The following is a 21,417-nucleotide window of genomic DNA, read 5'->3' as shown; positions in this document are numbered from 1 at the left end:
CTTCGGGAAATAGTTGGTCAGTGCGCCAGAATTACAATGCCAGTCGGGCAATGGCGAAGATGCCAACCGCCGCTGCGCCGTAACTGAGGCAGGTCACCAGAATAAGCGCGACTTTCTGTGCGGTCCCATGCACATAGTCTTCGATCATGGTCTGCGCACCGTCGTTGAAATGCTTGAATCCAACAGCCAGCGTCAGCGCCGCGATGATCGCGGGTGCCGGGCGGCTGTAATAGGCGATGATTTCCTCATAGGTGCCGCCAAGGGCCGCGCCAAAGGTAAAGACAAACAGCGGGATCAGGATCAGCAATGCCACCGCGCTGACCTTCATCGACCAGAAATGTGCGGTGCCGGTCTTTGCAGAACCAAGCCCCTGGGCGCGTTTACGATCTGTCAAATATGCCATGTGAATGCTCCCTTACACGATCAATGCGGTGAGGATGGTCAAGATGACCGATCCACCAAGACAGGCCCAGCCCAGCTTTTCCGCTGTTGGGATATCCATCGCATGACCGTTGTCCCAGATCAGGTGCCGGATCCCGGCCAACGTGTGATACCACAGGCCAAGCAGTGAAAAGAACATCACCAGATCGCCAAACCAGCTGGTCACAAAGCCGTTTGCGATTGCGAAATATTCGGGTGAACTGGCTGCGGCCAGAAACCACCAAACGATCATCAGGGCGGCGACCAGCATCGCGTTGCCCGTGATCCGCGTCAGGATCGACGTCATCGAAGTAAGTTGCGGACGGTAAATCGTCAGATGTGGCGACAGGGGACGATTGCCCCGGTTTACATCGGCCATGGCACAGGTCCTTTAAGGTGGCTACAGAAAGAGTGGCTGTATATTTTCATTCATTGCAATAACTCATAGCGGTTTTTGCGGCAGTGTCACGGGGGTCGATGCATTTGGCCCGGTGTTTCGCTGACAATTCTGCGCAAAATCAGGGCAATATCCGTTGGGAAGCGCGTTTGTGATCACAGCTGAAAGAAGTGTGATCACATTTACCGGGAGGGACCAACCGACTCAGTTGTTTCGTGGTTTCACGTTGCAGCTTGCGCCGAATTTGCGCCGGGTAGTCCATGAACCCATGGGCGCTGACGACAAAGGCCCCTTCACCTTCGATCAGGTTTTCAAAGAAATAGGCGGTCAGATCTCCCCCCTCCTCTTCAATCGCCAAGGCGTTGACGGTGATCCCGGCCCGGCGCAGGGCTAGGCGCATGTCTTGCGGCGGCGGACCTTCGTTTGATCGCCCATCACCGGAAACATCGATGACCCTGCGGTCACATTGCATTTTGGTATCCAGCGTCTCGAAACTGGCAAGCGCCAGCGCCAAAGCCTCACCAATCGCCGTCGAATAATTGCGCCACGGGCGCGGCACCGCCTCGATCACTTCCGCCAAACGGTACACGTCATCCACGGTTTTCACCGGTGTCCAGGGCACCGATTGTTCCTGACGTGATGCGCCTGACCACTGGATCAGACTGATCTGTGCCTGTTGGTCAATCAAGGCGTCCACCACAATGCCATCACGCAGGGCGGCGGCCAACCCATCCATCTGGATACGGTATTCCTGTTGGTCAACCGACCCCGACACATCCACAGCCAGCACCAATGCCAGCCCGCAGGCAAGCACGGGCGCGGGCATCATGGCCAGAAACAGGAACAACAGCAGAGGCATGGCGTAAGCTTAGGTCAGCTCGCCAGCCCGCGCACCTCTCTTTTCCGCGAGCGGGTGACGGGGGCGACCGTTCACAGCGCCCCGCCAAAAGAAAAACGCGCCCCGATGGGACGCGTTTGGCAGTCATACATTTGACTATTGTTTAGCTCAGGCTGTCGTCGATGCCTTTGCAAGCGTCAACCAAGCCTTTGACCGCGTTGACAGAATTGTCGAACATGGACTGTTCGTCCTTGTTCATTTCAATCTCGACCACACGCTCAACACCGCCAGCGCCAATCACCGTCGGCACACCAACATAGAAACCGTCCAGACCATAGGCACCATCCACATAGGCCGCACAAGGCAGGACGCGCTTTTGATCTTTCAAATAGCTTTCCGCCATTTCGATTGCGGATGTTGCAGGTGCATAAAACGCAGAACCGGTTTTCAGCAGGCCAACAATCTCGGCACCGCCATCACGGGTGCGCTGCACGATCGCGTCCAGTTTTTCCTGGCTTGTCCAACCCATTTTCACCAGATCCGGCAATGGGATACCCGCAACCGTGGAATAACGCACCAGCGGCACCATCGTGTCACCATGGCCACCCAGAACAAATGCGGTAACGTCTTTCATCGACACTTTGAATTCATCCGCAAGGAAGTGGCGGAAACGCGCGGAATCCAGAACACCCGCCATGCCGCAGACTTTTTCATGTGGCAGACCGGAGAATTCGCGCAGCGCCCAGACCATCGCGTCCAGCGGGTTGGTGATGCAGATCACAAATGCGTTTGGCGCATGGGCTGCGATGCCTTCACCAACAGATTTCATCACTTTCAGGTTGATGCCCAGCAGGTCGTCGCGGCTCATCCCCGGTTTACGAGCAACACCAGCGGTCACGATGCAAACATCTGCACCGGCGATATCCGCGTAATCCTGTGTGCCCGACATGTTGGCATCAAACTTGGCAGATGGGCCCGATTCGGCGATGTCCAGGGCCTTGCCCTGTGGCACACCGTCGGCGATGTCGAACATCACCACGTCGCCCAGTTCCTTGATGGCTGCAAGATGCGCAAGCGTGCCACCGATTTGCCCGGCGCCGATTAGCGCGATTTTGGCTCTGGCCATGATAAGTCTCCGTGAGGGTTAATTTGCCGCCGAGATAACGAAATGCGCAGCAGCCTGCAAGTTGCGTGGTTTTCCTACCGTGTAGGACAGCAGAGAGTTTACCGGATTTGATCCGCTCTCGAAACACCAAAGGCCACCGAAACCGGTGGCCTTTGACAGTAACTATCAAAATTTTGACGCTTATCCTTGGTATTCAGGCAGCGCTTCCAGTTTTTCCTCTGTGCTGTCGATGTAGAAACGATACTCGTCGCCATCAACACCTTTCAGGATCTGGATTTTCTCAAAGCTTACGGCAACCGGCTTTTCGCCAAGACCAAGGAAGCCACCGACGTTGATCACGGCCTCAGAAATTTTGCCATCGTCGTTCAGCAACAATTCGCCGATTTCACCGACGGTTTCGTCGTTGGCACCATAAACATATGCGCCCTGCAGTTTGTCCGCGGTCAGCTGTTCAACTTCCACCGCTTCGATCTCTGCATACCCTTCACGCTCCATCACCGGACGGACCAGCGCAAGATCACCGTGCATCTCTGGATCTGTGGCAACCTTTGCTTCGTCCATGTTTTTCTCCGCCATGGCTTTCTCATCATCCATGTCTGCTTCGAAAACCGGGGCGTTCTCCAACACTTCCTTGGATGTTGTCACAACCAGAAAACGGTCGTCGGCGTCGTCTTTTTCCTGTACGACCTTGATGGCGTCCATAGAGACGGTCACATCACGTTCGCCAAGTCCCAGGAAACCACCAACGCCAAGGACAACCGCACGGATTTCACCGTCTTTGCTGACGATGATGTCGTTGATCTCGCCGATGTCGTCCCATTCCGTTTCGCCGCCATCGTTGATCATGAAACCATCTTCGATTTGGGTCTCGCTGTTGTAGATGCGCATGCCGATCAGATCGGATGCAAAGAAGTCACCCTGCTCGAATTGTACCGTGCCGAAATTGGCGGCATGTGCGTCGGCAAATGCTGGGGTGGAAAAAGCCAAAAGGGCTGCTGTCGTGCTCAGAAAGCGTTTCATAACTGGTACTCCATTTTATCCTGGATGATTATCATCCGTCTGCCCTAACAACGCGGTGTCGTGGAATTCGTTCCAAGAATTTTCAACAAAATGTGTATGGTTTAATATTTGACATAAGCATCTATAAACTATGACATATCACCCTATAATCTATGACATGTTAGAGCTTGATTTATTCTTCTTCTGCGTCGCTGGCCCGGCTGTGATTTTTGCAGGTGTTTCCAAGGCGGGCTTTGGGTCGGGGGCCGCTTTTGCAGCGGCATCAGTCCTTGCGTTGGTGGTTCCCCCCGAGCTGGCCTTGGGAATCATGTTGCCCTTGCTGATGCTGATCGACGTTAGCTCTTTAAAACCGTACTGGGGCAAGTGGCATGCGCAGGATGCCAGATTGCTGATCCTCGGCGGATTGCCAGGCATTCTGGCCGGAATCCTGCTCTACCGTGTGGCCTCTGCTGATCTGCTGCGGCTGCTGATTGGTGTGGTGTCCGTGGCATTTGTCCTATGGCAGCTGGCGCTTGCGACGGGTGTGGTGCGGCTGGCAAAATCGCGGATGCCGGATGGGGCTGGCCTGTGGTTTGGTGCCATCACAGGGTTCACCACATTTATCAGCCACGCAGGTGGACCACCGGCGGCTTTCTTTCTGCTCAGCCGCGGCCTGAACAAGACGCAATTTCAGGCTACAACAGTGGTGGTTTTCTGGGCGCTGAACATCGTCAAATTTATTCCCTATGCGGTGCTTGGCATGTTCACAGCCCAGACATTTCTGGCCAATCTGCTACTGGCACCCTTTGCCCTTTTGGGCACATGGCTAGGGGTGCGGGCGCATGTTCTGGTCCCGGAACGCCTGTTTTTCGGGGCGACATATGTTTTGCTGCTGCTGACTGGGGGCAAGCTGATCTGGGACGGGCTGACCTGAGGTTGCAAAAAGGCGGGCACATTGGCCCGCCTGATTGATGTTATTTGTCCTGAAAACTCTCACCCTGATAGGGTCGCGTTAGCGGCGTCGCCTAGGCGTCATTGCCATTGGCAGGCAGAACGTCAGCTACTGTTTCAAAAGATTGCCCCGATGCCACCAGGCAGGTCAGCCCCCCGGGCGAGGTTACGGTGATCGTCCAGCTGCCCGTCTCCTGAGAGGCATATACCTCCACCATGGCGTTGTTGGACCCCAGACCAACCGATTGCCGCGTCTCGCCGTAGCCTTCTGCCAACCGGTCCATGACCGCGTCACGTGGTGCGCAATTGCGACCGTTCTGCGCGGCCACATCCGTTGTGGTTGCCAGATACAGGGCTGCCGCAATCGTCAATCCGCCCAGCTTGAGTAGTTTCCCAATTCTATTCATCCTATGTGCCTTCATTCGAAAGGCCGCACCCAAAGGTCCTCGGACCAACTCCGGATTTTTCCGGCGGGACCAGGGTGGCCCAGGTTATGATCTCTCCGCGCCCCCTAGCCGCATATGTCCGACGGTCTTGCCGGAACGGCTCTCCCCAATGGGTGCGATGGCTGTCACCTTGCTGTGGAGGGTTGAAGCATTGGTTAATGCAATGTCCCGCAGCACGAAAAAGATGCGCAAATTTTGATCATTGCTGCATTGCGGCGCGATTTCGGTTGAACTATTCCGAAAAAAATGGCCCCTTGCGCGCAACATTATGACCCAACCGGAGTTCACCCATGTCCAAAATCACCCGCCCGCTACGCTCTGTCCTCTATATACCCGGCTCCAAGGACCGCGCCCTCGAAAAGGCCCGAAGCCTTGCCTGTGATGCGATCATCTTTGATCTGGAAGATGCAGTCACCCCTGAGGAAAAGCCCGCCGCGCGCGCCACATTGGCTGCCGCGCTCACGACCGGTGGCTATGGCAACCGGCTCAAGGTGATCCGCATCAACGGGCTTGATACCCCTTGGGGGGCCGAAGATGCGGCTGCTGCGGCAAAAATGGGTGCGGATGCGATTCTTTTGCCCAAGGTCGGCAGCCCGGCAGATCTGGATGCGCTGGCCAAGATTGTTGGCGATATCCCGCTCTGGGCGATGATGGAAACCCCCGGCGCGATGCTGAACGCTGCGGCGATTGCAGCGCATGGGCAGTTGCAGGCCATGGTGATGGGCACCAATGATCTGGCCAAGGACCTGCAAATCCGGTTCCGCGCCGACCGCTTGCCGATGATGGCGGGGCTTGGCCTGTGTCTGCTGGCAGCCAAGGCGCATGAATGTGCGATCATTGATGGTGTCTATAACGCCTTCAAAGATGATGACGGTCTTAAGGTCGAATGTGATCAGGGCCGCGACATGGGGTTTGACGGTAAAACTCTGATCCATCCCGCACAGCTGGAAGTGGCCAATGCCGCTTTCTCTCCTTCAGACGAAGAGGTCGATCTGGCCCGCCGCCAGATTGCCGCCTTTGACGAAACCGAAGCTGCGGGCCAAGGGGTTGCAGTGGTGGATGGCAAGATCGTGGAGAACCTGCATGTTGCCACCGCACGGGAAACTCTGGCAAAGCTGGAGGCGATTGCAGCCCTGAACGCGGAGTGAATACATGTTATTATTGATCATCGGCCTGGTCCTTTGGATCGGCGCACATTGGTTCAAACGTCTGAAACCCGACGCCCGCAGCGCACTGGGTATGCCCGGTAAAGGGATTATTGCTGTGCTTATCCTGGCAGCATTGGCGCTGATGATCATCGGTTATCGGATGGCCGCCTTTGTGCCTGTATGGCAGCCGCCCCTGTTCCTCACACATATTAACAATCTGATGATGGTGCTGGCGCTTTGGGTCTATGGATCCTCCGCCGCGAAAGGGGCCAAAGCATGGCCCGCCTATAAAACACGCCACCCGCAGCTACTGGCGGTTAAGATCTGGGCCGCGGCCCATCTGCTGGTGAACGGTGATCTTGCCTCGATTATCCTGTTTGGTGGCCTGCTGGCATGGGCCGTGGGCAGTGTGATCCTGATCAACCGCGCCGAACCGGCATGGACCGCGCCCGCACCCGCAGGCCGCGCCACCTATATCCGCCTCGCGGTCATCAGTCTCGTGATGTTCGTCCTCATCACCGCCCTCCACTTCTGGCTCGGCGTTTCGCCGTCCCCCTCCTAAGGAAACCACAATGAAACTCTATCGCTTCCTGTCGGAAGAAGACACATCCGCCTTTTGCCACAAGGTTACAGAGGCATTGAACAAGGGATGGGAGCTTTACGGCTCGCCAACCCAGACATGGGACCACAAGGCCGGCGTCATGCGCTGTGGCCAGTCGGTCGTGAAAGAGGTCGAAGGCACCTATACGCCTGACACCAAACTGGGGGCGCATTGATGGCCAAGACAAATTCAGGTCGCTTTTTCGAAGACTATACCGTTGGCGAAACCCTGCATCATGCGGTACCGCGCACCGTTAAAATGGGCGAGCGCGCACTTTATCATATGCTCTACCCGGCGCGGCATGCGCTCTATTCCTCAGACCAGTTTGCCCAGACCTGTGGCCTGCCGTTCAGCCCGCTGGATGATCTGATCGCCTTTCATATCGTCTTTGGCAAAACCGTGCCGGATGTATCCCTGAACGCGGTGGCCAACCTTGGCTATGCGCAGGGCCGCTGGCTGGCCCCTGTCTGGCCCGGCGATACCCTGCGCAGCCAGTCCGAAGTGATTGGTTTGAAACAAAATTCAAACGGCAAGACCGGTGTGGTTTATGTGCGCACAACTGGATTGAACCAACATGATGAACCGGTGTTGGAATATGTCCGCTGGGTGATGGTGCGCAAACGTAATCTGGATGCGCCCGCGCCCGAAACCGTGGTGCCGGACCTGCCAAAGGCGCTGAGCGCGGATCAGCTGGTGATCCCGAAAGGGTTGGACTTCACCAACTACGATTTCACCCTTGCCGGTGAAACGCACCGCTGGGGCGACTACGAGATCGGTGAACAGATTGATCATGTTGACGGGGTGACCGTCGAAGAGGCCGAACATATGATGGCAACCCGCCTTTGGCAGAATACCGCCAAAGTGCATTTCGACACCTCTGCCCGCCCGGACGGTTCCCGCCTGATCTATGGCGGCCACGTGATTTCCATGGCGCGTGCCCTGTCGTTCAACGGGCTGGCAAATGCGCAGATGATTGTCGGTCTGAATGGCGGTGCCCATGCCAACCCCTGCCTGTCCGGCGACACCATCCGCGCCTGGTCAGAGGTGATTGACAAAGCCGAGACCGATGCACCCGGCGTTGGCGCAATCCGGCTGCGTTTGGTCGCAACCAAGGGCGGTGACGCCTTTGCCCTGCGCGGGGATGATGGCAAATATCTGCCAGAGGTTCTGCTCGATCTCGACTATTGGGCTTTGATGCCGCTTTAACGGCGTATTGTAGCCCGGCGTGGCGCGTTTCCATACCTGAAACGTCAGACGCGTTATTCCAAGGAGACGAGGCCGCGATTCCACTTTGCGGCCTCAACATGACCCAGCTTTCAGGCCATGTGGCGCAGGTATTTCCTTGCCACAATATTAATTTGACCGGTTTTGTGATCACACGTTTTTCCGCTGTGATCACAAATGTCGCTTTCTGCTGGCAATGCGACAAAAACTACACAAGGCTGATCCCGAACCATAAGACTCACCGGCGAGCCTGCCAGTGACTTGAACAAAACGGGACCGTTTTTCATGAACATCCACGAATATCAGGCGAAAGCCCTTCTGCGCAGCTATGGCGCACCTGTCTCTGATGGCCGCGTGGTCCTCAAGGCCGAGGACGCGAAAACCGCCGCTGGCGAAATGGACGGCCCGCTTTGGGTTGTCAAAGCGCAGATCCACGCAGGTGGCCGTGGCAAGGGCAAGTTCAAGGAAGCGGACGCAGGCGAAGCAGGCGGTGTGCGCCTTGCCAAATCGGTTGAAGAAGCGGCGCAGGAAGCCAAGAAAATGCTTGGCCGCACATTGGTTACGCATCAGACCGGCCCTGCCGGCAAGCAAGTGAACCGCATCTATATCGAAGACGGTTCTGGGATTGAAACCGAACTCTACCTCGCCCTGCTGGTGGATCGCCAAACCTCGCGCGTGTCTTTCGTCTGCTCCACCGAGGGCGGCATGGACATCGAAGAAGTCGCTGCCAACACACCTGACAAGATCCTGTCCTTCTCCGTTGATCCCGCCACTGGTTATCAGGCGTTCCACGGCCGCCGCATCGCCTTTGCGCTGGGTCTGGAAGGCAAGCAGGTTAAGCAATGTGTCGGCCTGATGGGTCTGCTGTACAAAGCATTCCTTGAGAAAGACATGGAGATGCTGGAAATCAACCCGCTGATCGTTTCTGACAGCGGTGACCTTAAGGTGCTCGACGCCAAGGTCGCATTTGACGGCAACGCCATCTATCGCCACGCCGACATTAACGAGCTGCGCGACGAGACCGAAGAAGACGCGAAAGAGCTCGAGGCGTCCAAATACGACCTCAACTACATCACCCTCGACGGCGAAATCGGCTGCATGGTGAATGGTGCGGGTCTGGCCATGGCGACCATGGACATTATCAAGCTCTATGGCTCCGAGCCTGCCAACTTCCTTGACGTTGGCGGCGGCGCGACCAAAGAGAAAGTGACCGAAGCCTTCAAGATCATCACCTCCGACCCCAAGGTCAAAGGCATTCTGGTCAACATCTTCGGCGGCATCATGCGCTGCGACGTCATCGCCGAGGGCGTTGTTGCCGCGGTGAAAGAAGTCGGCTTGAAAGTACCATTGGTTGTCCGTCTGGAAGGCACGAACGTGCAACAGGGCAAAGACATCATCAACAATTCCGGCCTCGATGTAATCGCTGCGGAAGACCTGAAAGACGGCGCACAAAAGATTGTGGCGGCGGTAAAGGGTTAGGCCCGAAACAAGGAACGCAGGGATGCCTTCGGCTCTGACAGTCGCTCATGCGCTTAGCCTTACCGCCCTGATCGGGGCGGCGGGCGGCGCTATGGCGGATCAGGCCCAACTGGCGATCACTGCTTTCAATAGCTGGTGTTTCAAGGCCGGCCAGACCGAAGCGGAGGCGCGCAAAAACATGAGCGCCGACACAGCCGCTTTTGATCTGACGTTTTGGGACGACAGCCTTGCACCACGCCCGGCCAGCGCACCACGCGGTGTCGAGCGACGTTGCGAGGTTGCTTTTGACGGGGCACATATTGACCAGGCGATCACGGCATTGCGCATGCAGATGCAAACACCGCCTGTGTTTGGCAGCAAGATACCCCTGCCCGACACGCACCTCCCTCAAGACGGCACAGCGCTGATCGAAGGGCGGGAACTTCTGCGCGGACGGGTTGCTGTGGTGCATGTGGGAACCCGCCAAAGCGCCGGTAAAGAAACAACATTTATGGCAGTGGACCGTCTTTATGACGGCCTAGGCCTTACAAATTAAGCAGACGAAGGGACGACAGAATGAAACCATTGCGCTTAACAGCAGGTGCCGCCCTGATCGCAACTTTGTCCGCCTGTGGCGGCGGTGAAACCGTGGTCCGCAACGGACCGCAAGCGGTACACCCCAGCCCCTCACAGCTGGCCCAGCGGCCCCACAAGCAGGCTGCCCCGCGAATTCAAAGCGTCCATCACATCATCATTGTGAAGACAGCAAATCCCTGCCACGAGACGCAGTCTTGCGGCCATCACACCGCGCGTTCACGCGCGAATGACGGGTCCACACCCATCATCGACTGATCCTAATCCGGCGCATTGCGCCACATTGAAACAAGACCGAATACCCAGCAAGGAAACACCATGGCCGTACTCGTCGACGAAAATACCAAAGTTATCTGTCAGGGCCTTACCGGCTCGCAAGGCACGTTCCACACCGAACAGGCCATTGCATATGGCACAAAAATGGTCGGCGGCGTGACCCCCGGCAAAGGCGGGCAATCCCATCTGGACCTGCCGGTTTTCAACTCGGTTCATGAGGCGATGCATGTCACCGAAGCAAATGCTTCCGTGATCTACGTCCCGCCTCCCTTTGCGGCGGATTCTATCCTTGAAGCCATTGACGCCGAAATGCCACTGATCGTCTGCATCACCGAAGGCATCCCGGTGCTGGACATGATGCGTGTACAACGTGCGCTGGAAGGGTCCAAATCCCGCCTGATCGGCCCCAACTGCCCCGGTGTCATCACGCCGGATGCCTGCAAAATCGGCATCATGCCCGGCCACATCCACAAACGCGGCTCTTGCGGCGTGGTGTCACGCTCCGGCACGCTGACCTATGAGGCGGTGAAACAAACATCTGATCTGGGCTATGGCCAGTCCTCTGCTGTGGGCATCGGTGGCGATCCGATTAAAGGCACAGAGCATATCGACGTGCTAGAAATGTTCCTGGCGGATGATGAGACACAGTCAATCATCATGATTGGTGAAATCGGTGGTTCTGCGGAAGAAGAAGCCGCGCAGTTCCTCGCTGACGAGAAAAAGAAAGGCCGCTGGAAACCCACCGCCGGTTTCATCGCAGGCCGCACAGCCCCTCCAGGGCGCCGCATGGGCCACGCCGGCGCGATTGTCGCAGGCGGCAAAGGTGGTGCAGAAGACAAGATCGAAGCGATGAAATCCGCGGGCATCATTGTGGCCGACAGCCCTGCCACATTGGGTGAAGCGGTTAAGGAAGCGATTGAAAAGGGCTAGATCCCCCGGGTCGGGCAGCCCTCTGTCCGACCCCTCAACATCTGAACGGGAGCGCAAAATGACCATGGACTTTCCCACCGCAGTACGCACCTGCCTGACGCAAAAATATGCGGCCTTTCAGGGGCGCGCGTCCCGATCCGAGTATTGGTGGTTTTTTCTCGCCGTGATGATCGGCTCTTTTCTTGCGCTGCTTCTGGGGCCACTTGCGTTCCTGTTCACGCTTGCCATCCTTTGTCCGGTCCTTGCCGTTGGTTTCCGCCGGCTTCAGGATACCGGACGCCCCGGCTGGTGGATCATCTTTCCCTTTGCCATTGGCGTGATCAACTCCCTGCTCATGCCCGATATGCCAACCGAGGCAGCCTATGCAGCGGGCGAGTTTCCAAGCACCGGACGGATCCTTATTTCCGGTATTCTTGGCCTCGTACAACTGGGCATCAGCCTTGTTTTCCTGTGGTGGCTTACCCGCCCATCACAACCCGAAACAAATGCATACGGCCCGCCGCCCGTTTCTCTGACCTAACCGACCTTTCCCCTGACAGCCCCGACCTTTTAATCGCTAGGTAACGCCATGACCGAACAACCTGCCAACGATCACTTCCATGCCTCCTCATTTATGGAAGGGGATAACGCCGCCTATCTGGAACAGCTTTATGCACGCTATGCGGCAGACCCTGCGTCGGTTGACGAGGCCTGGCATGTGTTTTTCGAAGCCATGGGTGACGAGCGCAAAGCAGTCGAGGCCGAAGCCGCCGGTCCCACATGGGCCCGCAACGACTGGCCGCCTGCCCCTGCCGGCGACACAATGGGCGCGTTGACAGGCATCTGGCCCGAACCCGCAGAGGCACAGGCCGCGGGCGACAAGATCAAGGCAAAGGCCGCAGAACAAGGCGTTGCAGTCAGTGACGATCAGATCAAACAGGCGGTGCTGGATTCCATCCGCGCACTGATGCTGATCCGTGCTTATCGTATCCGTGGACATCTGGCTGCTGACCTTGATCCTTTGAACATGCGCGACATGGGCGAACACCCGGAGCTGGACCCAAAGGCCTACGGCTTTAGCGATGCCGACATGGACCGCCCGATCTTCATCGACAATGTTCTGGGCCTTGAAGTGGCCACCATGAAACAGATCGTGGCCATTGTGAAATCCACCTACTGTGGCACTTTCGCGCTGCAATATATGCATATCTCGAACCCGGAAGAAGCCGGTTGGTTGAAAGAGCGGATCGAGGGTTATGGCAAGGAAATCGCTTTTACCAAAAACGGGCGCAAGGCGATCCTCAGCAAGCTGGTAGAGGCGGAAGGGTTCGAGAAGTTCCTGCATGTCAAATACATGGGCACCAAACGGTTTGGTCTGGACGGCGGCGAAAGCCTTGTTCCTGCGATGGAACAGATCATCAAACGCGGTGGCCAGTTGGGCGTCAAGGAAATCGTTATCGGCATGCCACACCGTGGCCGCCTTTCGGTCCTTGCCAATGTGATGCAAAAACCCTACCGCGCGATTTTCAACGAATTTCAGGGCGGCAGTTTCAAACCCGAGGATGTCGACGGTTCGGGTGACGTGAAGTACCACCTTGGTGCCTCCTCGGACCGCGAATTTGACGACAATACGGTGCATCTGTCACTGACAGCAAACCCATCGCATCTTGAGGCGGTGAACCCTGTGGTCATCGGTAAGGTCCGTGCCAAACAGGACCAGCGCAACGATCCTTCGCGCATCTCGGTGATGCCGGTCCTGCTCCATGGTGATGCCGCGTTCGCCGGTCAGGGCGTAGTGGCCGAATGTTTCGCCCTGTCTGGTCTGCGCGGCCATAAGACCGGCGGGACCATGCATATCGTGGTGAACAACCAGATCGGTTTCACCACTGCACCGCATTTCTCGCGCTCTTCGCCCTACCCCACCGACAATGCACTGGTGGTTGAAGCCCCGATTTTCCACGTCAACGGCGATGATCCAGAAGCGGTGGTGCATGCCGCCCGCGTCGCGACCGAGTTCCGCCAGAAGTTTCACAAGGATGTGGTGATCGACCTGATCTGCTACCGCCGCTTTGGTCACAACGAAGGCGACGAGCCGATGTTCACCAACCCGGTGATGTACAAGAAGATCAAAGGCCACAAGACCACGCTCAGCCTCTATGCTGATCGTCTGGTCAAGGACGGTCTGGTGCCCGAGGGCGAGATCGAGGACATGAAAGCCGACTTCCAGAAATTCATGAATGATGAATTTGAAGCCGGGAAAGAATACCGTCCGAACAAGGCGGATTGGCTGGATGGTAAATGGTCCCATCTGGACAAACGCGGCAAGAAATACCAGCGCGGCAAGACTGCGATCAAAAAGGAAACCCTTGCCGAGGTGGGCAAAGCGATTTGCGCAGCACCTGAGGGTTTCCCCCTGCACAAGACCGTTGGTCGTCTGCTGGACACCAAGGCCGAGATGTTCAAAACCGGCAAGGGGTTTGACTGGGCCACGGCAGAGGCATTGGCCTTCGGCTCACTTCTGACCGAAGGTTACAAGGTCCGCCTGTCGGGACAGGATTCCACCCGCGGCACGTTTAGCCAGCGTCATTCCGGTCTGGTCAATCAGGTGACCGAAGAACGCTACTATCCTTTGAACCACATCCGCGAAGGACAGGCCGATTACGAAGTCATCGACTCGATGTTGTCTGAATATGCGGTGCTGGGTTTTGAATATGGCTATTCGCTGGCCGAACCCAATGCGCTGACCCTGTGGGAGGCCCAGTTTGGCGATTTCGCCAATGGTGCCCAGATCATGTTTGACCAGTTCATCAGTTCCGGCGAAAGCAAATGGCTGCGCATGTCCGGCCTCGTCTGCCTGATGCCACATGGCTATGAGGGGCAAGGACCGGAACACTCCAGCGCGCGTCTGGAACGGTTCCTAACCATGTGTGGCGGCGACAACTGGATCGTTGCGAACTGCACCACCCCGGCCAACTATTTCCATATTCTGCGCCGCCAGTTGCACCGCAGCTATCGCAAGCCACTGATGTTGATGACACCGAAATCGCTTTTGCGGCATAAAACAGCGGTCAGCACGGCGGATGAATTCACCACCGGCTCCTCCTTCCACCGGGTATTGTGGGATGATGCCCAGCAGGGCAACTCCGACACCAAACTGGTGTCGGATGACAAGATCAAACGCGTGGTGATGTGTTCGGGCAAGGTTTACTACGACCTGCTGGAAGAACGCGATGCACGGGGCATCGACGACATCTATCTGCTGCGTTTCGAGCAGTTCTATCCGTTCCCTGCGCAATCTGCGGTCAAGGAGCTGGAACGGTTCAAAAACGCCGATATGGTCTGGTGTCAGGAAGAGCCCAAGAACCAGGGCGCTTGGTCGTTCATCGAACCAAACATTGAATGGGTCCTGACCCGTATCAACGCCAAAAAATCACGCCCGACCTACGCCGGTCGCGCCGCTGCTGCCTCGCCTGCCACAGGTCTGGCCAGCATGCATAAATCACAGCAAGCCGCCCTTATCGACGAGGCGCTGACACTTGAAGGATCAAAGAAATGACCGACGTACGCGTGCCCACATTGGGCGAATCCGTGACCGAAGCCACTGTGGCAACATGGTTCAAGAAACCTGGCGATACGGTTGCTGTTGACGAAATGCTCTGTGAGCTGGAAACCGACAAGGTGACCGTCGAAGTGCCTAGCCCGGTCGCTGGCACCCTGTCTGAAATCGTTGCGGCGGAGGGTGAAACCGTCGGCGTTGATGCGCTTTTGGCCAGTATCTCTGAAGGTGACGCCGGATCAGACGCCGCGCCGAAAGCAAAAGAGGCGGCCAAGGATGACGAAGCGGCCAGCCAGGCACCGCGCAACGAGAGCGGCGCATCTGTTGATGTGATGGTGCCGACCCTTGGCGAAAGCGTGACCGAAGCAACCGTCAGCACATGGTTCAAAAAGGTCGGTGACACGGTTGCACAGGACGAAATGCTCTGCGAGTTGGAAACCGATAAGGTCAGCGTCGAAGTGCCTGCCCCTGCGGCCGGCACGCTGACAGGAATTTTGGCCGAAGAAGGCAGCACCGTTGAAGCCTCCGCAAAACTTGCGGTGATTTCTTCCGGCGCTGGCGCGACAGCCGCTGCCCCGGCACAGGCTACGGCACCTGCTGCATCCGGTGCCGAAATATCCGGCGGCAAGGATGTTGAGGATGCGCCATCCGCCAAGAAAGCCATGGCCGAAGCCGGGTTGAACCGCGATGCGGTCACCGGCACAGGCCGCGATGGCCGGGTGATGAAAGAGGACGTTGCCAAGGCGATTGCCGCCGGTACCACCGCCGCGGCCCCGACGGCTGCTGCAAAGCCACGTGCGCCTTCTGCCCCTGATGATGCCGCGCGCGAGGAGCGCGTGAAGATGACCCGCCTGAAACAGACCATGGCGCGTCGTCTGAAAGAGGCCCAGAACACTGCCGCGATCCTGACCACCTTTAACGAGGTCGACATGACCGAGGTGATGGCGATCCGGAACGCCTATAAGGCAGACTTTGAAAAGAAACACGGCGTGCGCATGGGCTTCATGTCCTTCTTCACCAAGGCCTGCTGCCATGCGCTGAAAGAGATCCCGGAGGTCAACGCAGAGATTGACGGCACCGATGTGATCTACAAAAATTACGTTCACATGGGCGTTGCCGCAGGCACGCCCACGGGCCTTGTGGTGCCGGTGATCCGTGACGTGGATACAATGTCTTTTGCCGGTATCGAAAAGGCGATTGGCGACATGGGCAAGAAAGCCCGTGATGGTAAGCTGACCATGGCGGATATGACCGGCGGGACCTTCACCATCTCGAACGGCGGCGTCTATGGCTCCTTGATGACTGCGCCGATTCTGAACCCGCCGCAGTCCGGTATCCTTGGCATGGCCAAAATTCAGGACCGCCCGATGGTTGTCGGCGGAGAGATTGTGATCCGCCCGATGATGTATATCTCGCTGTCCTATGACCACCGGATCATCGACGGCAAAGGCGCGGTAACCTTCCTTGTGCGGGTTAAAGAGATGTTGGAAGACCCACGTCGCCTGTTGATGGATCTGTAAACCACAAGGCGGGGAGACCCCCGCCCTACGGGCCGACTGTAGGGCGGGGGTCTCCCCGCCGTTGTCGCATTGCCGCGTCACTGATTTCGTCCAAATACCAAAAGGGCATCACATGACAGCCGAACTCACCGTCCTTACCCTCGCCGCGCTTTTGCAAGTTGTGCAATTCGTGGCTTATGCGGTACCTGCCAACAAGGAAATCGGCATGGGCTATACCATGTCGCCGCGCGACCGTGAGCCCAGCCGCCAGATGTCAGAGCAAACCGCCCGTCTGGGACGCGCCTTTGACAATCATTTCCAGGGTCTGATCCTGTTCGCAATTGCCGTGGGTGTGATCCAGATGTCCGGTCAGAATTCCGGCTTTACCGCCCTATGCGCATGGGTCTACCTTGCTGCGCGTATCGCTTATGTACCTGCCTATGCCAAAGGCCTCGTTCCTGCCCGTTCCTACATCTGGTGCGCAGGCTTTCTCGCCACCGCTCTTATGCTGCTTGCAGCACTCATCTAACTCCCAAGGAGAACCCCCATGTCCAGCTATGATGTCATCGTGATCGGCTCCGGCCCCGGCGGCTATGTGGCCGCCATCCGCTGTGCCCAGCTTGGCCTGAAAACCGCCTGTGTCGAGGGCCGCGAAACCTTGGGCGGCACCTGCCTGAACGTCGGCTGCATCCCCTCCAAGGCGCTGCTGCACGCGTCACATATGCTTCATGAGGCGGAACATAACTTTGCTGAAATGGGTCTGAAGGGCAAAAGCCCCTCGGTCGATTGGAAGCAGATGCTTTCCTACAAACAATCCACCATCGACACCAACACAAAGGGCATCGAATTCCTGTTCAAGAAAAACAAGATCGACTGGCTGAAAGGCTGGGGATCAGTGCCGGAGGCAGGCAAGGTCAAGGTGGGTGACGAGGTTCACGAGGCCAAGAACATCATCATTGCCACAGGCTCTGAGCCGGCCTCCCTGCCCGGTGTCGAAGTAGACGAAAAAGTGGTTGTCACCTCTACCGGCGCGCTGGAACTGGGCAAGGTGCCGAAAAAGATGGTGGTCATTGGTGCCGGGGTGATCGGGCTAGAACTGGGCAGCGTCTATGCGCGTCTGGGCAGCGAAGTCACTGTGGTGGAGTTTCTGGATGCGATCACCCCGGGGATGGATCCCGAAGTGCAAAAGGTCTTTCAGCGGATGCTGAAGAAACAGGGGCTGAAGTTCGTCATGGGGGCGGCGGTGCAAAAGACCGAGGCGACCAAGACCAAGGCCAAGGTGCATTACAAGCTGCGTAAGGATGACAGCGAACATGTGCTGGACGCGGATGTTGTGTTGGTCGCCACCGGTCGCAAGCCGGTGCATGACGGGTTGGGCCTTGACGCGCTTGGCGTTGAACTGACCAAGCGCGGCCAGATTGCCGTCGATAAAAACTGGCAGACGGCGGCCAAGGGCATCTATGCCATCGGCGACGTGATCGAGGGGCCGATGCTGGCCCATAAGGCCGAGGACGAAGGCATGGCTGTTGCCGAGGTGATCGCGGGCAAACATGGCCATGTGAACTATGGTGTGATCCCCGGTGTGATTTATACCCATCCCGAGGTTGCTAATGTCGGCGAGACCGAGGCAACTTTGAAAGAAGCAGGGCGTGCCTATAAGGTGGGCAAGTTCAGCTTTATGGGCAATGCGCGGGCCAAGGCAGTGTTTGCCGGTGACGGCTTTGTGAAAATCCTTGCGGATAAGGAAACGGACCGCATTCTGGGTGCCCATATCATTGGCCCCGGTGCAGGTGATCTGATCCATGAGGTCTGTGTTGCAATGGAATTCGGCGCGTCAGCCCAAGACCTTGCCATGACCTGCCATGCGCATCCAACCTATTCCGAAGCCGTGCGCGAGGCTGCATTGGCCTGTGGGGACGGTGCGATCCACATGTAAGCAATGGGGGTGGGCAGAAATGCCCACCTGCCCCCGCAACAAGCATCGGCGGAATATTCCGCCAACCGCCGCTCTACCACATGGTTTCAACGGCCCTTGCGCCCCAAGAATCGTCATAGGGCGCGCCACCCTCTTCGCCGCTGGTCATCTCGGCCAGAATGTCCCCGACAGTCGGCAAGTCACCGCTTTCATCCTTACCCGACCATGTACCGGCCCGCATCAGGGCGCGGGCGCATTGGGTATAGATCTCTGCAATTTCTATGATGATCACCGTGGCCGGCTGGCGTCCCTGTTTTTCAAACCGTGCCCGCAGATCCGCATCATCCGTCAGAAACGCCGCTCCGTTCACCCGCACCACATTGGTTGACCCCGGCACGATGAACATCAGCGACACACGCCCGTCCTCAACGATGTTGCGCAAGGAATCCAATCGGTTGTTGCCACGCCAATCGGGCATCGCAAGCGTATGCACGTCCAGCTCTGTCACCACAGGGCCATCATCGCCCCTTGGGCTGCCGTCCGTGCCTGCCGCACCGACGGAACTCAGCACGCAAAGCCGCGATGCCATGATCCACTTGCGATAGAGAGGCGTCATCTGTGTGGCGACCTTGCGCAGGGAGGGGGCACCCGCTTTGCCATAGAGAGCTTCAAGGGCCGCGATGTCATTGATCTTACGCATTTTCACGCCAGCCTCCCTCGTGCAGCAGCGCATTAGAGGCGGTTTCAACCGTTTCCTCCAACTGCTTCATAAACACATCTTTGCGAAGACCGGGGGCAATGGCGGGCAAAAATTCAACAACAGCCACGCCGGGGCGCCGGTAAAGCCCGCGTCGCGGCCAGAAGTAACCGGCATTTGTCGAAACCGGAATGCAAGGCTGGTTCAGCTGCGTGTATAGAACCGCGGTGCCCACCTTATAGGGCACATGGGCACCGGGGGCGACGCGGGTGCCCTGAGAATAGATCACAATCTGACCGGGCTCGATCCGACCCGCGTTCACATCCTCCATCATTTTGGAAATCGCCTTGCCCCGTTTGCCACGGTCCACTGCGATCATCTCCATGCGTTTGGTGTATTGGCCAATCACCGGCGTCCAGAGAATTTCGCGTTTCATGATGAACTTGGCCCGTGGCAGGGCGTGAAAGATCATCAAGATATCCAGAAACGACTGGTGTTTTGCAGCGATCAGCACCTCACCATCCGGCACCTGCCCGCGTATTTCGCACCGCAAGCCAATCAGCCAACGCGCGGTCCACATGCACCATGCAGCATAGGTTTTGCAGGCGGTATAAGCCCCGGTTTTGGAAAACATCGCCCAGGGTGCAAACAGCAGACCAATCACTGGCATGGCGATGGTGGCCTGAATGATAAACACGAACGACCGGATCCATTGTAGCATCAGGCAAGCTCCCTCAAGGTACGGCGGGCCGCCGCGCGGGTGGCGGCAAAGGCGACAATGCCCGCCAAAATCGGTATGCAGATCGGCCAGAGCCAATGTGCGCCTTTGAACCCCAGCCCGGTCAGAAACCCGCCGGTTTCAGAGGCCGAAGGCAATAACAAAACCGCCAGCATGCCCAGCGCCGCACCGCCCGCAGCACCGGACAGGGCCCGCAGGGTAAAGCGGCGGATAAAGGCCAGCGCGATATATTCATCCGTTGCGCCCACCAGCCGCAGCACCGCGATCACCTGCGCATTCGCCGCAAGGGCAGCATTGGCCGCCAGTGTGATCATCGCCGCCACAGCCGTCGTGATCAGCGCAATCGACACCCACCCCAACAGCCGCAGCCGCGAGGCCGCCTGCACCAAAGGGGCCCGCCACCGGCTGTGATCATCCAGCACCGCCCCCGGCACTTCGGCGGCAAGGCGCAGGCGCAGGCCCGCAGGATCCATGCCGTCACTGTCTTCGATCACCTCGATCAGCCGTGGCACCGGTAAACTGTCCAGCGCCAGATCAGCACCGAACCAAGGGGCCAGCAGCGCCTGTTGTTCCGCATCACTCAGAGCCCGGGCAGAGGCCACACCTTTGGTGGTTTCCAGAATCCGCAGGGCGGCATCGGTTTGTGCAACGCGCTGGTCCAGTGGCGCAACGATGCGGATGGTCGCTGACCGGGCCAGCTCTTCCCCCCAACGCTCTGCCAAACGGCCCGCCGCGAGGGACAAAGCCAGTGCAAACACCGCCAGAAACGCCATCGCTGCGGCGGCAAAGACGGTCAGCTGCGCGGTGAACCCAGAGGGTGGCACCACACGGTCCGCATGATGATCCCCTGCAATAAGGGCGCGCAATGTGGCCAGATCAAACTTCACAGGTCCGCCCCCGCCAATTGGATACGCCGGTTGGCGATGCGCAGCACGCGGGCCTGCACATGGGCCTTGGTGGCGCGGATCAGGCTCAGATCATGGGTGGCGATCAGCACCGTCTTGCCCATCTTGTTCAACTCGATCAGCAGCCGCAGCAGGCGTTGTGACATTTCCCAATCGACGTTGCCGGTCGGCTCATCCGCCAGCACCACATCGGGCGAAACAATGACCGCCCGCGCAAGGGCCGCCCGCTGGCGTTCGCCGCCGGACAACTCCGGAGGCATCGCATCAGCGCGGTTGGTCAGTCCGACCCATGACATCAACTCGTCCAGATCGCCGCCCTTCGCTTCGCTGTGACGTCCTGAAACGGTCAGAGGCAAGGCAATGTTTTCAGTCACGCTCAAATGATTGAGGAATTGTACGTCCTGATGCACCACACCAACACGGCGGCGCACCACGGCGATGTCATCGCGGCTTAGCCCCCGCGCATCCGCCCCGAACAGACGTACATGTCCCGCCGTGGGCAACAACGCCCCGTAGCACAGCCGCATCAGGGTTGTCTTGCCCGCACCCGACGGTCCGGTCAAAAAATGAAACGATCCCGGCGCAAGTTTCAGCGAAATATCAGATAGCAATTCGCCACCACCATAGCTGTACGCCACATTTTCCAGCTCGATCACAGTATTATCCTTGCCACCCTCATCTGTTGTGCCTCAGCACCGCTGGGGATTCAATCCGTCCCT

Annotated in this window: 24 protein-coding genes; 14 read left to right on the top strand and 10 right to left on the bottom strand. The window is 57.8% G+C overall.

All coding sequences use genetic code 11. The features are described from left to right. Nucleotides 1-31: 31 nt before the first annotated feature. The 5 genes from sdhD to QQL78_RS02605 all read right to left on the bottom strand — a co-directional run bounded on the left by sdhD (nucleotide 32) and on the right by QQL78_RS02605 (nucleotide 3,801). Entirely contained in the window at nucleotides 32-403 is a 372-nt protein-coding gene (gene sdhD, locus QQL78_RS02625; RefSeq protein WP_284370285.1) for a succinate dehydrogenase, hydrophobic membrane anchor protein, read from the bottom strand. A 12-nt stretch (nucleotides 404-415) separates the two neighbouring features. Further along, nucleotides 416-799 carry a succinate dehydrogenase, cytochrome b556 subunit gene (sdhC, locus tag QQL78_RS02620; protein WP_284370283.1) on the bottom strand — a complete coding sequence of 128 codons (384 nt, stop codon included), beginning with the start codon at nucleotides 797-799 and terminating at the stop codon, nucleotides 416-418. Between the two features lie 139 nt (nucleotides 800-938). After that, nucleotides 939-1,676, bottom strand: a complete 738-nt coding sequence (locus QQL78_RS02615) for a DUF1194 domain-containing protein (protein ID WP_284370282.1) — start codon at nucleotides 1,674-1,676, stop codon at nucleotides 939-941. Between the two features lie 142 nt (nucleotides 1,677-1,818). Next, nucleotides 1,819-2,781, bottom strand: coding sequence for a malate dehydrogenase (mdh, locus tag QQL78_RS02610; protein ID WP_025043906.1), 963 nt, complete (start codon nucleotides 2,779-2,781; stop codon nucleotides 1,819-1,821). A 180-nt stretch (nucleotides 2,782-2,961) separates the two neighbouring features. Continuing rightward, entirely contained in the window at nucleotides 2,962-3,801 is an 840-nt protein-coding gene (locus tag QQL78_RS02605) for a PRC-barrel domain-containing protein (protein ID WP_284370280.1), read from the bottom strand. Nucleotides 3,802-3,958: 157 nt separating this feature from the next. Here QQL78_RS02605 and QQL78_RS02600 point away from each other — a divergent pair, with 157 nt between their 5' ends. Next, nucleotides 3,959-4,714: a sulfite exporter TauE/SafE family protein gene (locus tag QQL78_RS02600; RefSeq protein WP_284375409.1), complete on the top strand. Its 756-nt coding sequence runs from the start codon at nucleotides 3,959-3,961 to the stop codon at nucleotides 4,712-4,714. A 91-nt stretch (nucleotides 4,715-4,805) separates the two neighbouring features. Here the strand turns inward: QQL78_RS02600 and QQL78_RS02595 are convergent, their stop codons facing one another. After that, nucleotides 4,806-5,138, bottom strand: coding sequence for a hypothetical protein (locus QQL78_RS02595; protein WP_284370278.1), 333 nt, complete (start codon nucleotides 5,136-5,138; stop codon nucleotides 4,806-4,808). A gap of 329 nt (nucleotides 5,139-5,467) precedes the next feature. Here QQL78_RS02595 and QQL78_RS02590 point away from each other — a divergent pair, with 329 nt between their 5' ends. The 13 genes from QQL78_RS02590 (at nucleotide 5,468) to lpdA (ending at nucleotide 18,378) form a co-directional block, all read left to right on the top strand. Next, on the top strand, nucleotides 5,468-6,325 hold the full coding sequence (locus QQL78_RS02590) for an HpcH/HpaI aldolase/citrate lyase family protein (protein WP_284370276.1): 858 nt from the start codon (nucleotides 5,468-5,470) through the stop codon (nucleotides 6,323-6,325). Nucleotides 6,326-6,329: 4 nt separating this feature from the next. Further along, the gene (locus QQL78_RS02585) at nucleotides 6,330-6,887 is read left to right on the top strand and encodes an NnrU family protein (RefSeq protein WP_284370275.1); all 558 of its coding nucleotides are present in this window, start codon (nucleotides 6,330-6,332) and stop codon (nucleotides 6,885-6,887) included. A 10-nt stretch (nucleotides 6,888-6,897) separates the two neighbouring features. Further along, the gene (locus tag QQL78_RS02580) at nucleotides 6,898-7,101 is read left to right on the top strand and encodes a DUF1737 domain-containing protein (RefSeq protein ID WP_064222527.1); all 204 of its coding nucleotides are present in this window, start codon (nucleotides 6,898-6,900) and stop codon (nucleotides 7,099-7,101) included. Continuing rightward, nucleotides 7,101-8,132, top strand: coding sequence for a MaoC family dehydratase (locus QQL78_RS02575; RefSeq protein WP_284370271.1), 1,032 nt, complete (start codon nucleotides 7,101-7,103; stop codon nucleotides 8,130-8,132). The genes QQL78_RS02580 and QQL78_RS02575 overlap by 1 nt, the downstream gene beginning before the upstream one ends. Before the next feature lie 303 nt (nucleotides 8,133-8,435). Beyond that, nucleotides 8,436-9,629 (top strand): ADP-forming succinate--CoA ligase subunit beta, encoded by a 1,194-nt coding sequence (sucC, locus tag QQL78_RS02570; protein ID WP_284370269.1) that lies wholly within the window; start codon nucleotides 8,436-8,438, stop codon nucleotides 9,627-9,629. A 22-nt stretch (nucleotides 9,630-9,651) separates the two neighbouring features. Continuing rightward, nucleotides 9,652-10,164, top strand: a complete 513-nt coding sequence (locus tag QQL78_RS02565) for a hypothetical protein (RefSeq protein WP_284370267.1) — start codon at nucleotides 9,652-9,654, stop codon at nucleotides 10,162-10,164. Between the two features lie 20 nt (nucleotides 10,165-10,184). Beyond that, nucleotides 10,185-10,460, top strand: a complete 276-nt coding sequence (locus tag QQL78_RS02560) for a hypothetical protein (protein WP_284370265.1) — start codon at nucleotides 10,185-10,187, stop codon at nucleotides 10,458-10,460. Between the two features lie 60 nt (nucleotides 10,461-10,520). Further along, nucleotides 10,521-11,408, top strand: a complete 888-nt coding sequence (sucD, locus tag QQL78_RS02555) for a succinate--CoA ligase subunit alpha (protein WP_284370263.1) — start codon at nucleotides 10,521-10,523, stop codon at nucleotides 11,406-11,408. A 58-nt stretch (nucleotides 11,409-11,466) separates the two neighbouring features. Beyond that, nucleotides 11,467-11,928 (top strand): DUF805 domain-containing protein, encoded by a 462-nt coding sequence (locus QQL78_RS02550; RefSeq protein WP_284370261.1) that lies wholly within the window; start codon nucleotides 11,467-11,469, stop codon nucleotides 11,926-11,928. A 48-nt stretch (nucleotides 11,929-11,976) separates the two neighbouring features. Then, nucleotides 11,977-14,943, top strand: a complete 2,967-nt coding sequence (locus QQL78_RS02545; RefSeq protein ID WP_284370259.1) for a 2-oxoglutarate dehydrogenase E1 component — start codon at nucleotides 11,977-11,979, stop codon at nucleotides 14,941-14,943. Beyond that, nucleotides 14,940-16,463 (top strand): 2-oxoglutarate dehydrogenase complex dihydrolipoyllysine-residue succinyltransferase, encoded by a 1,524-nt coding sequence (odhB, locus tag QQL78_RS02540; protein ID WP_284370257.1) that lies wholly within the window; start codon nucleotides 14,940-14,942, stop codon nucleotides 16,461-16,463. The genes QQL78_RS02545 and odhB overlap by 4 nt, the downstream gene beginning before the upstream one ends. A gap of 112 nt (nucleotides 16,464-16,575) precedes the next feature. Continuing rightward, complete coding sequence (locus QQL78_RS02535; RefSeq protein ID WP_284370255.1) at nucleotides 16,576-16,971, top strand: MAPEG family protein; 396 nt, start codon at nucleotides 16,576-16,578, stop codon at nucleotides 16,969-16,971. A gap of 18 nt (nucleotides 16,972-16,989) precedes the next feature. Continuing rightward, nucleotides 16,990-18,378 carry a dihydrolipoyl dehydrogenase gene (gene lpdA, locus QQL78_RS02530; RefSeq protein WP_284370253.1) on the top strand — a complete coding sequence of 463 codons (1,389 nt, stop codon included), beginning with the start codon at nucleotides 16,990-16,992 and terminating at the stop codon, nucleotides 18,376-18,378. A gap of 73 nt (nucleotides 18,379-18,451) precedes the next feature. Here the strand turns inward: lpdA and QQL78_RS02525 are convergent, their stop codons facing one another. The 4 genes from QQL78_RS02525 to QQL78_RS02510 are packed head-to-tail and all read right to left on the bottom strand — an operon-like array spanning nucleotide 18,452 to nucleotide 21,354. Continuing rightward, nucleotides 18,452-19,057: a pyridoxamine 5'-phosphate oxidase family protein gene (locus QQL78_RS02525; protein ID WP_284375408.1), complete on the bottom strand. Its 606-nt coding sequence runs from the start codon at nucleotides 19,055-19,057 to the stop codon at nucleotides 18,452-18,454. Then, the gene (locus QQL78_RS02520) at nucleotides 19,050-19,775 is read right to left on the bottom strand and encodes a lysophospholipid acyltransferase family protein (RefSeq protein WP_284370252.1); all 726 of its coding nucleotides are present in this window, start codon (nucleotides 19,773-19,775) and stop codon (nucleotides 19,050-19,052) included. Before QQL78_RS02520 ends, QQL78_RS02525 begins: the two co-directional genes overlap by 8 nt. Then, the gene (locus QQL78_RS02515; protein WP_284370250.1) at nucleotides 19,775-20,680 is read right to left on the bottom strand and encodes a cell division protein FtsX; all 906 of its coding nucleotides are present in this window, start codon (nucleotides 20,678-20,680) and stop codon (nucleotides 19,775-19,777) included. Before QQL78_RS02515 ends, QQL78_RS02520 begins: the two co-directional genes overlap by 1 nt. Next, nucleotides 20,677-21,354: a cell division ATP-binding protein FtsE gene (locus QQL78_RS02510; RefSeq protein ID WP_284370248.1), complete on the bottom strand. Its 678-nt coding sequence runs from the start codon at nucleotides 21,352-21,354 to the stop codon at nucleotides 20,677-20,679. Before QQL78_RS02510 ends, QQL78_RS02515 begins: the two co-directional genes overlap by 4 nt. Nucleotides 21,355-21,417: the final 63 nt, after the last annotated feature.

It is taken from the genome of Sulfitobacter pacificus, from assembly GCF_030159975.1.
Classification (GTDB): Bacteria; Pseudomonadota; Alphaproteobacteria; order Rhodobacterales; family Rhodobacteraceae; genus Sulfitobacter; species Sulfitobacter pacificus.
This window is presented reverse-complemented; position numbering and strand designations above follow the sequence as displayed.

Coding starts and splice junctions, on each gene's coding strand:
- lpdA (WP_284370253.1), top strand. CDS start 16,990: ATGTCCAGCTATGATGTCATCGTGATCGGCTCCGGCCCCGGCGGCTAT.
- QQL78_RS02595 (WP_284370278.1), bottom strand. CDS start 5,138: ATGAATAGAATTGGGAAACTACTCAAGCTGGGCGGATTGACGATTGCG.
- sucC (WP_284370269.1), top strand. CDS start 8,436: ATGAACATCCACGAATATCAGGCGAAAGCCCTTCTGCGCAGCTATGGC.
- QQL78_RS02575 (WP_284370271.1), top strand. CDS start 7,101: ATGGCCAAGACAAATTCAGGTCGCTTTTTCGAAGACTATACCGTTGGC.
- mdh (WP_025043906.1), bottom strand. CDS start 2,781: ATGGCCAGAGCCAAAATCGCGCTAATCGGCGCCGGGCAAATCGGTGGC.
- QQL78_RS02545 (WP_284370259.1), top strand. CDS start 11,977: ATGACCGAACAACCTGCCAACGATCACTTCCATGCCTCCTCATTTATG.
- QQL78_RS02550 (WP_284370261.1), top strand. CDS start 11,467: ATGACCATGGACTTTCCCACCGCAGTACGCACCTGCCTGACGCAAAAA.
- sucD (WP_284370263.1), top strand. CDS start 10,521: ATGGCCGTACTCGTCGACGAAAATACCAAAGTTATCTGTCAGGGCCTT.
- QQL78_RS02615 (WP_284370282.1), bottom strand. CDS start 1,676: ATGCCTCTGCTGTTGTTCCTGTTTCTGGCCATGATGCCCGCGCCCGTG.
- sdhD (WP_284370285.1), bottom strand. CDS start 403: ATGGCATATTTGACAGATCGTAAACGCGCCCAGGGGCTTGGTTCTGCA.
- QQL78_RS02590 (WP_284370276.1), top strand. CDS start 5,468: ATGTCCAAAATCACCCGCCCGCTACGCTCTGTCCTCTATATACCCGGC.
- odhB (WP_284370257.1), top strand. CDS start 14,940: ATGACCGACGTACGCGTGCCCACATTGGGCGAATCCGTGACCGAAGCC.
- QQL78_RS02585 (WP_284370275.1), top strand. CDS start 6,330: ATGTTATTATTGATCATCGGCCTGGTCCTTTGGATCGGCGCACATTGG.
- QQL78_RS02580 (WP_064222527.1), top strand. CDS start 6,898: ATGAAACTCTATCGCTTCCTGTCGGAAGAAGACACATCCGCCTTTTGC.
- QQL78_RS02560 (WP_284370265.1), top strand. CDS start 10,185: ATGAAACCATTGCGCTTAACAGCAGGTGCCGCCCTGATCGCAACTTTG.
- QQL78_RS02605 (WP_284370280.1), bottom strand. CDS start 3,801: ATGAAACGCTTTCTGAGCACGACAGCAGCCCTTTTGGCTTTTTCCACC.
- QQL78_RS02600 (WP_284375409.1), top strand. CDS start 3,959: ATGTTAGAGCTTGATTTATTCTTCTTCTGCGTCGCTGGCCCGGCTGTG.
- sdhC (WP_284370283.1), bottom strand. CDS start 799: ATGGCCGATGTAAACCGGGGCAATCGTCCCCTGTCGCCACATCTGACG.
- QQL78_RS02565 (WP_284370267.1), top strand. CDS start 9,652: ATGCCTTCGGCTCTGACAGTCGCTCATGCGCTTAGCCTTACCGCCCTG.
- QQL78_RS02520 (WP_284370252.1), bottom strand. CDS start 19,775: ATGCTACAATGGATCCGGTCGTTCGTGTTTATCATTCAGGCCACCATC.
- QQL78_RS02525 (WP_284375408.1), bottom strand. CDS start 19,057: ATGCGTAAGATCAATGACATCGCGGCCCTTGAAGCTCTCTATGGCAAA.
- QQL78_RS02535 (WP_284370255.1), top strand. CDS start 16,576: ATGACAGCCGAACTCACCGTCCTTACCCTCGCCGCGCTTTTGCAAGTT.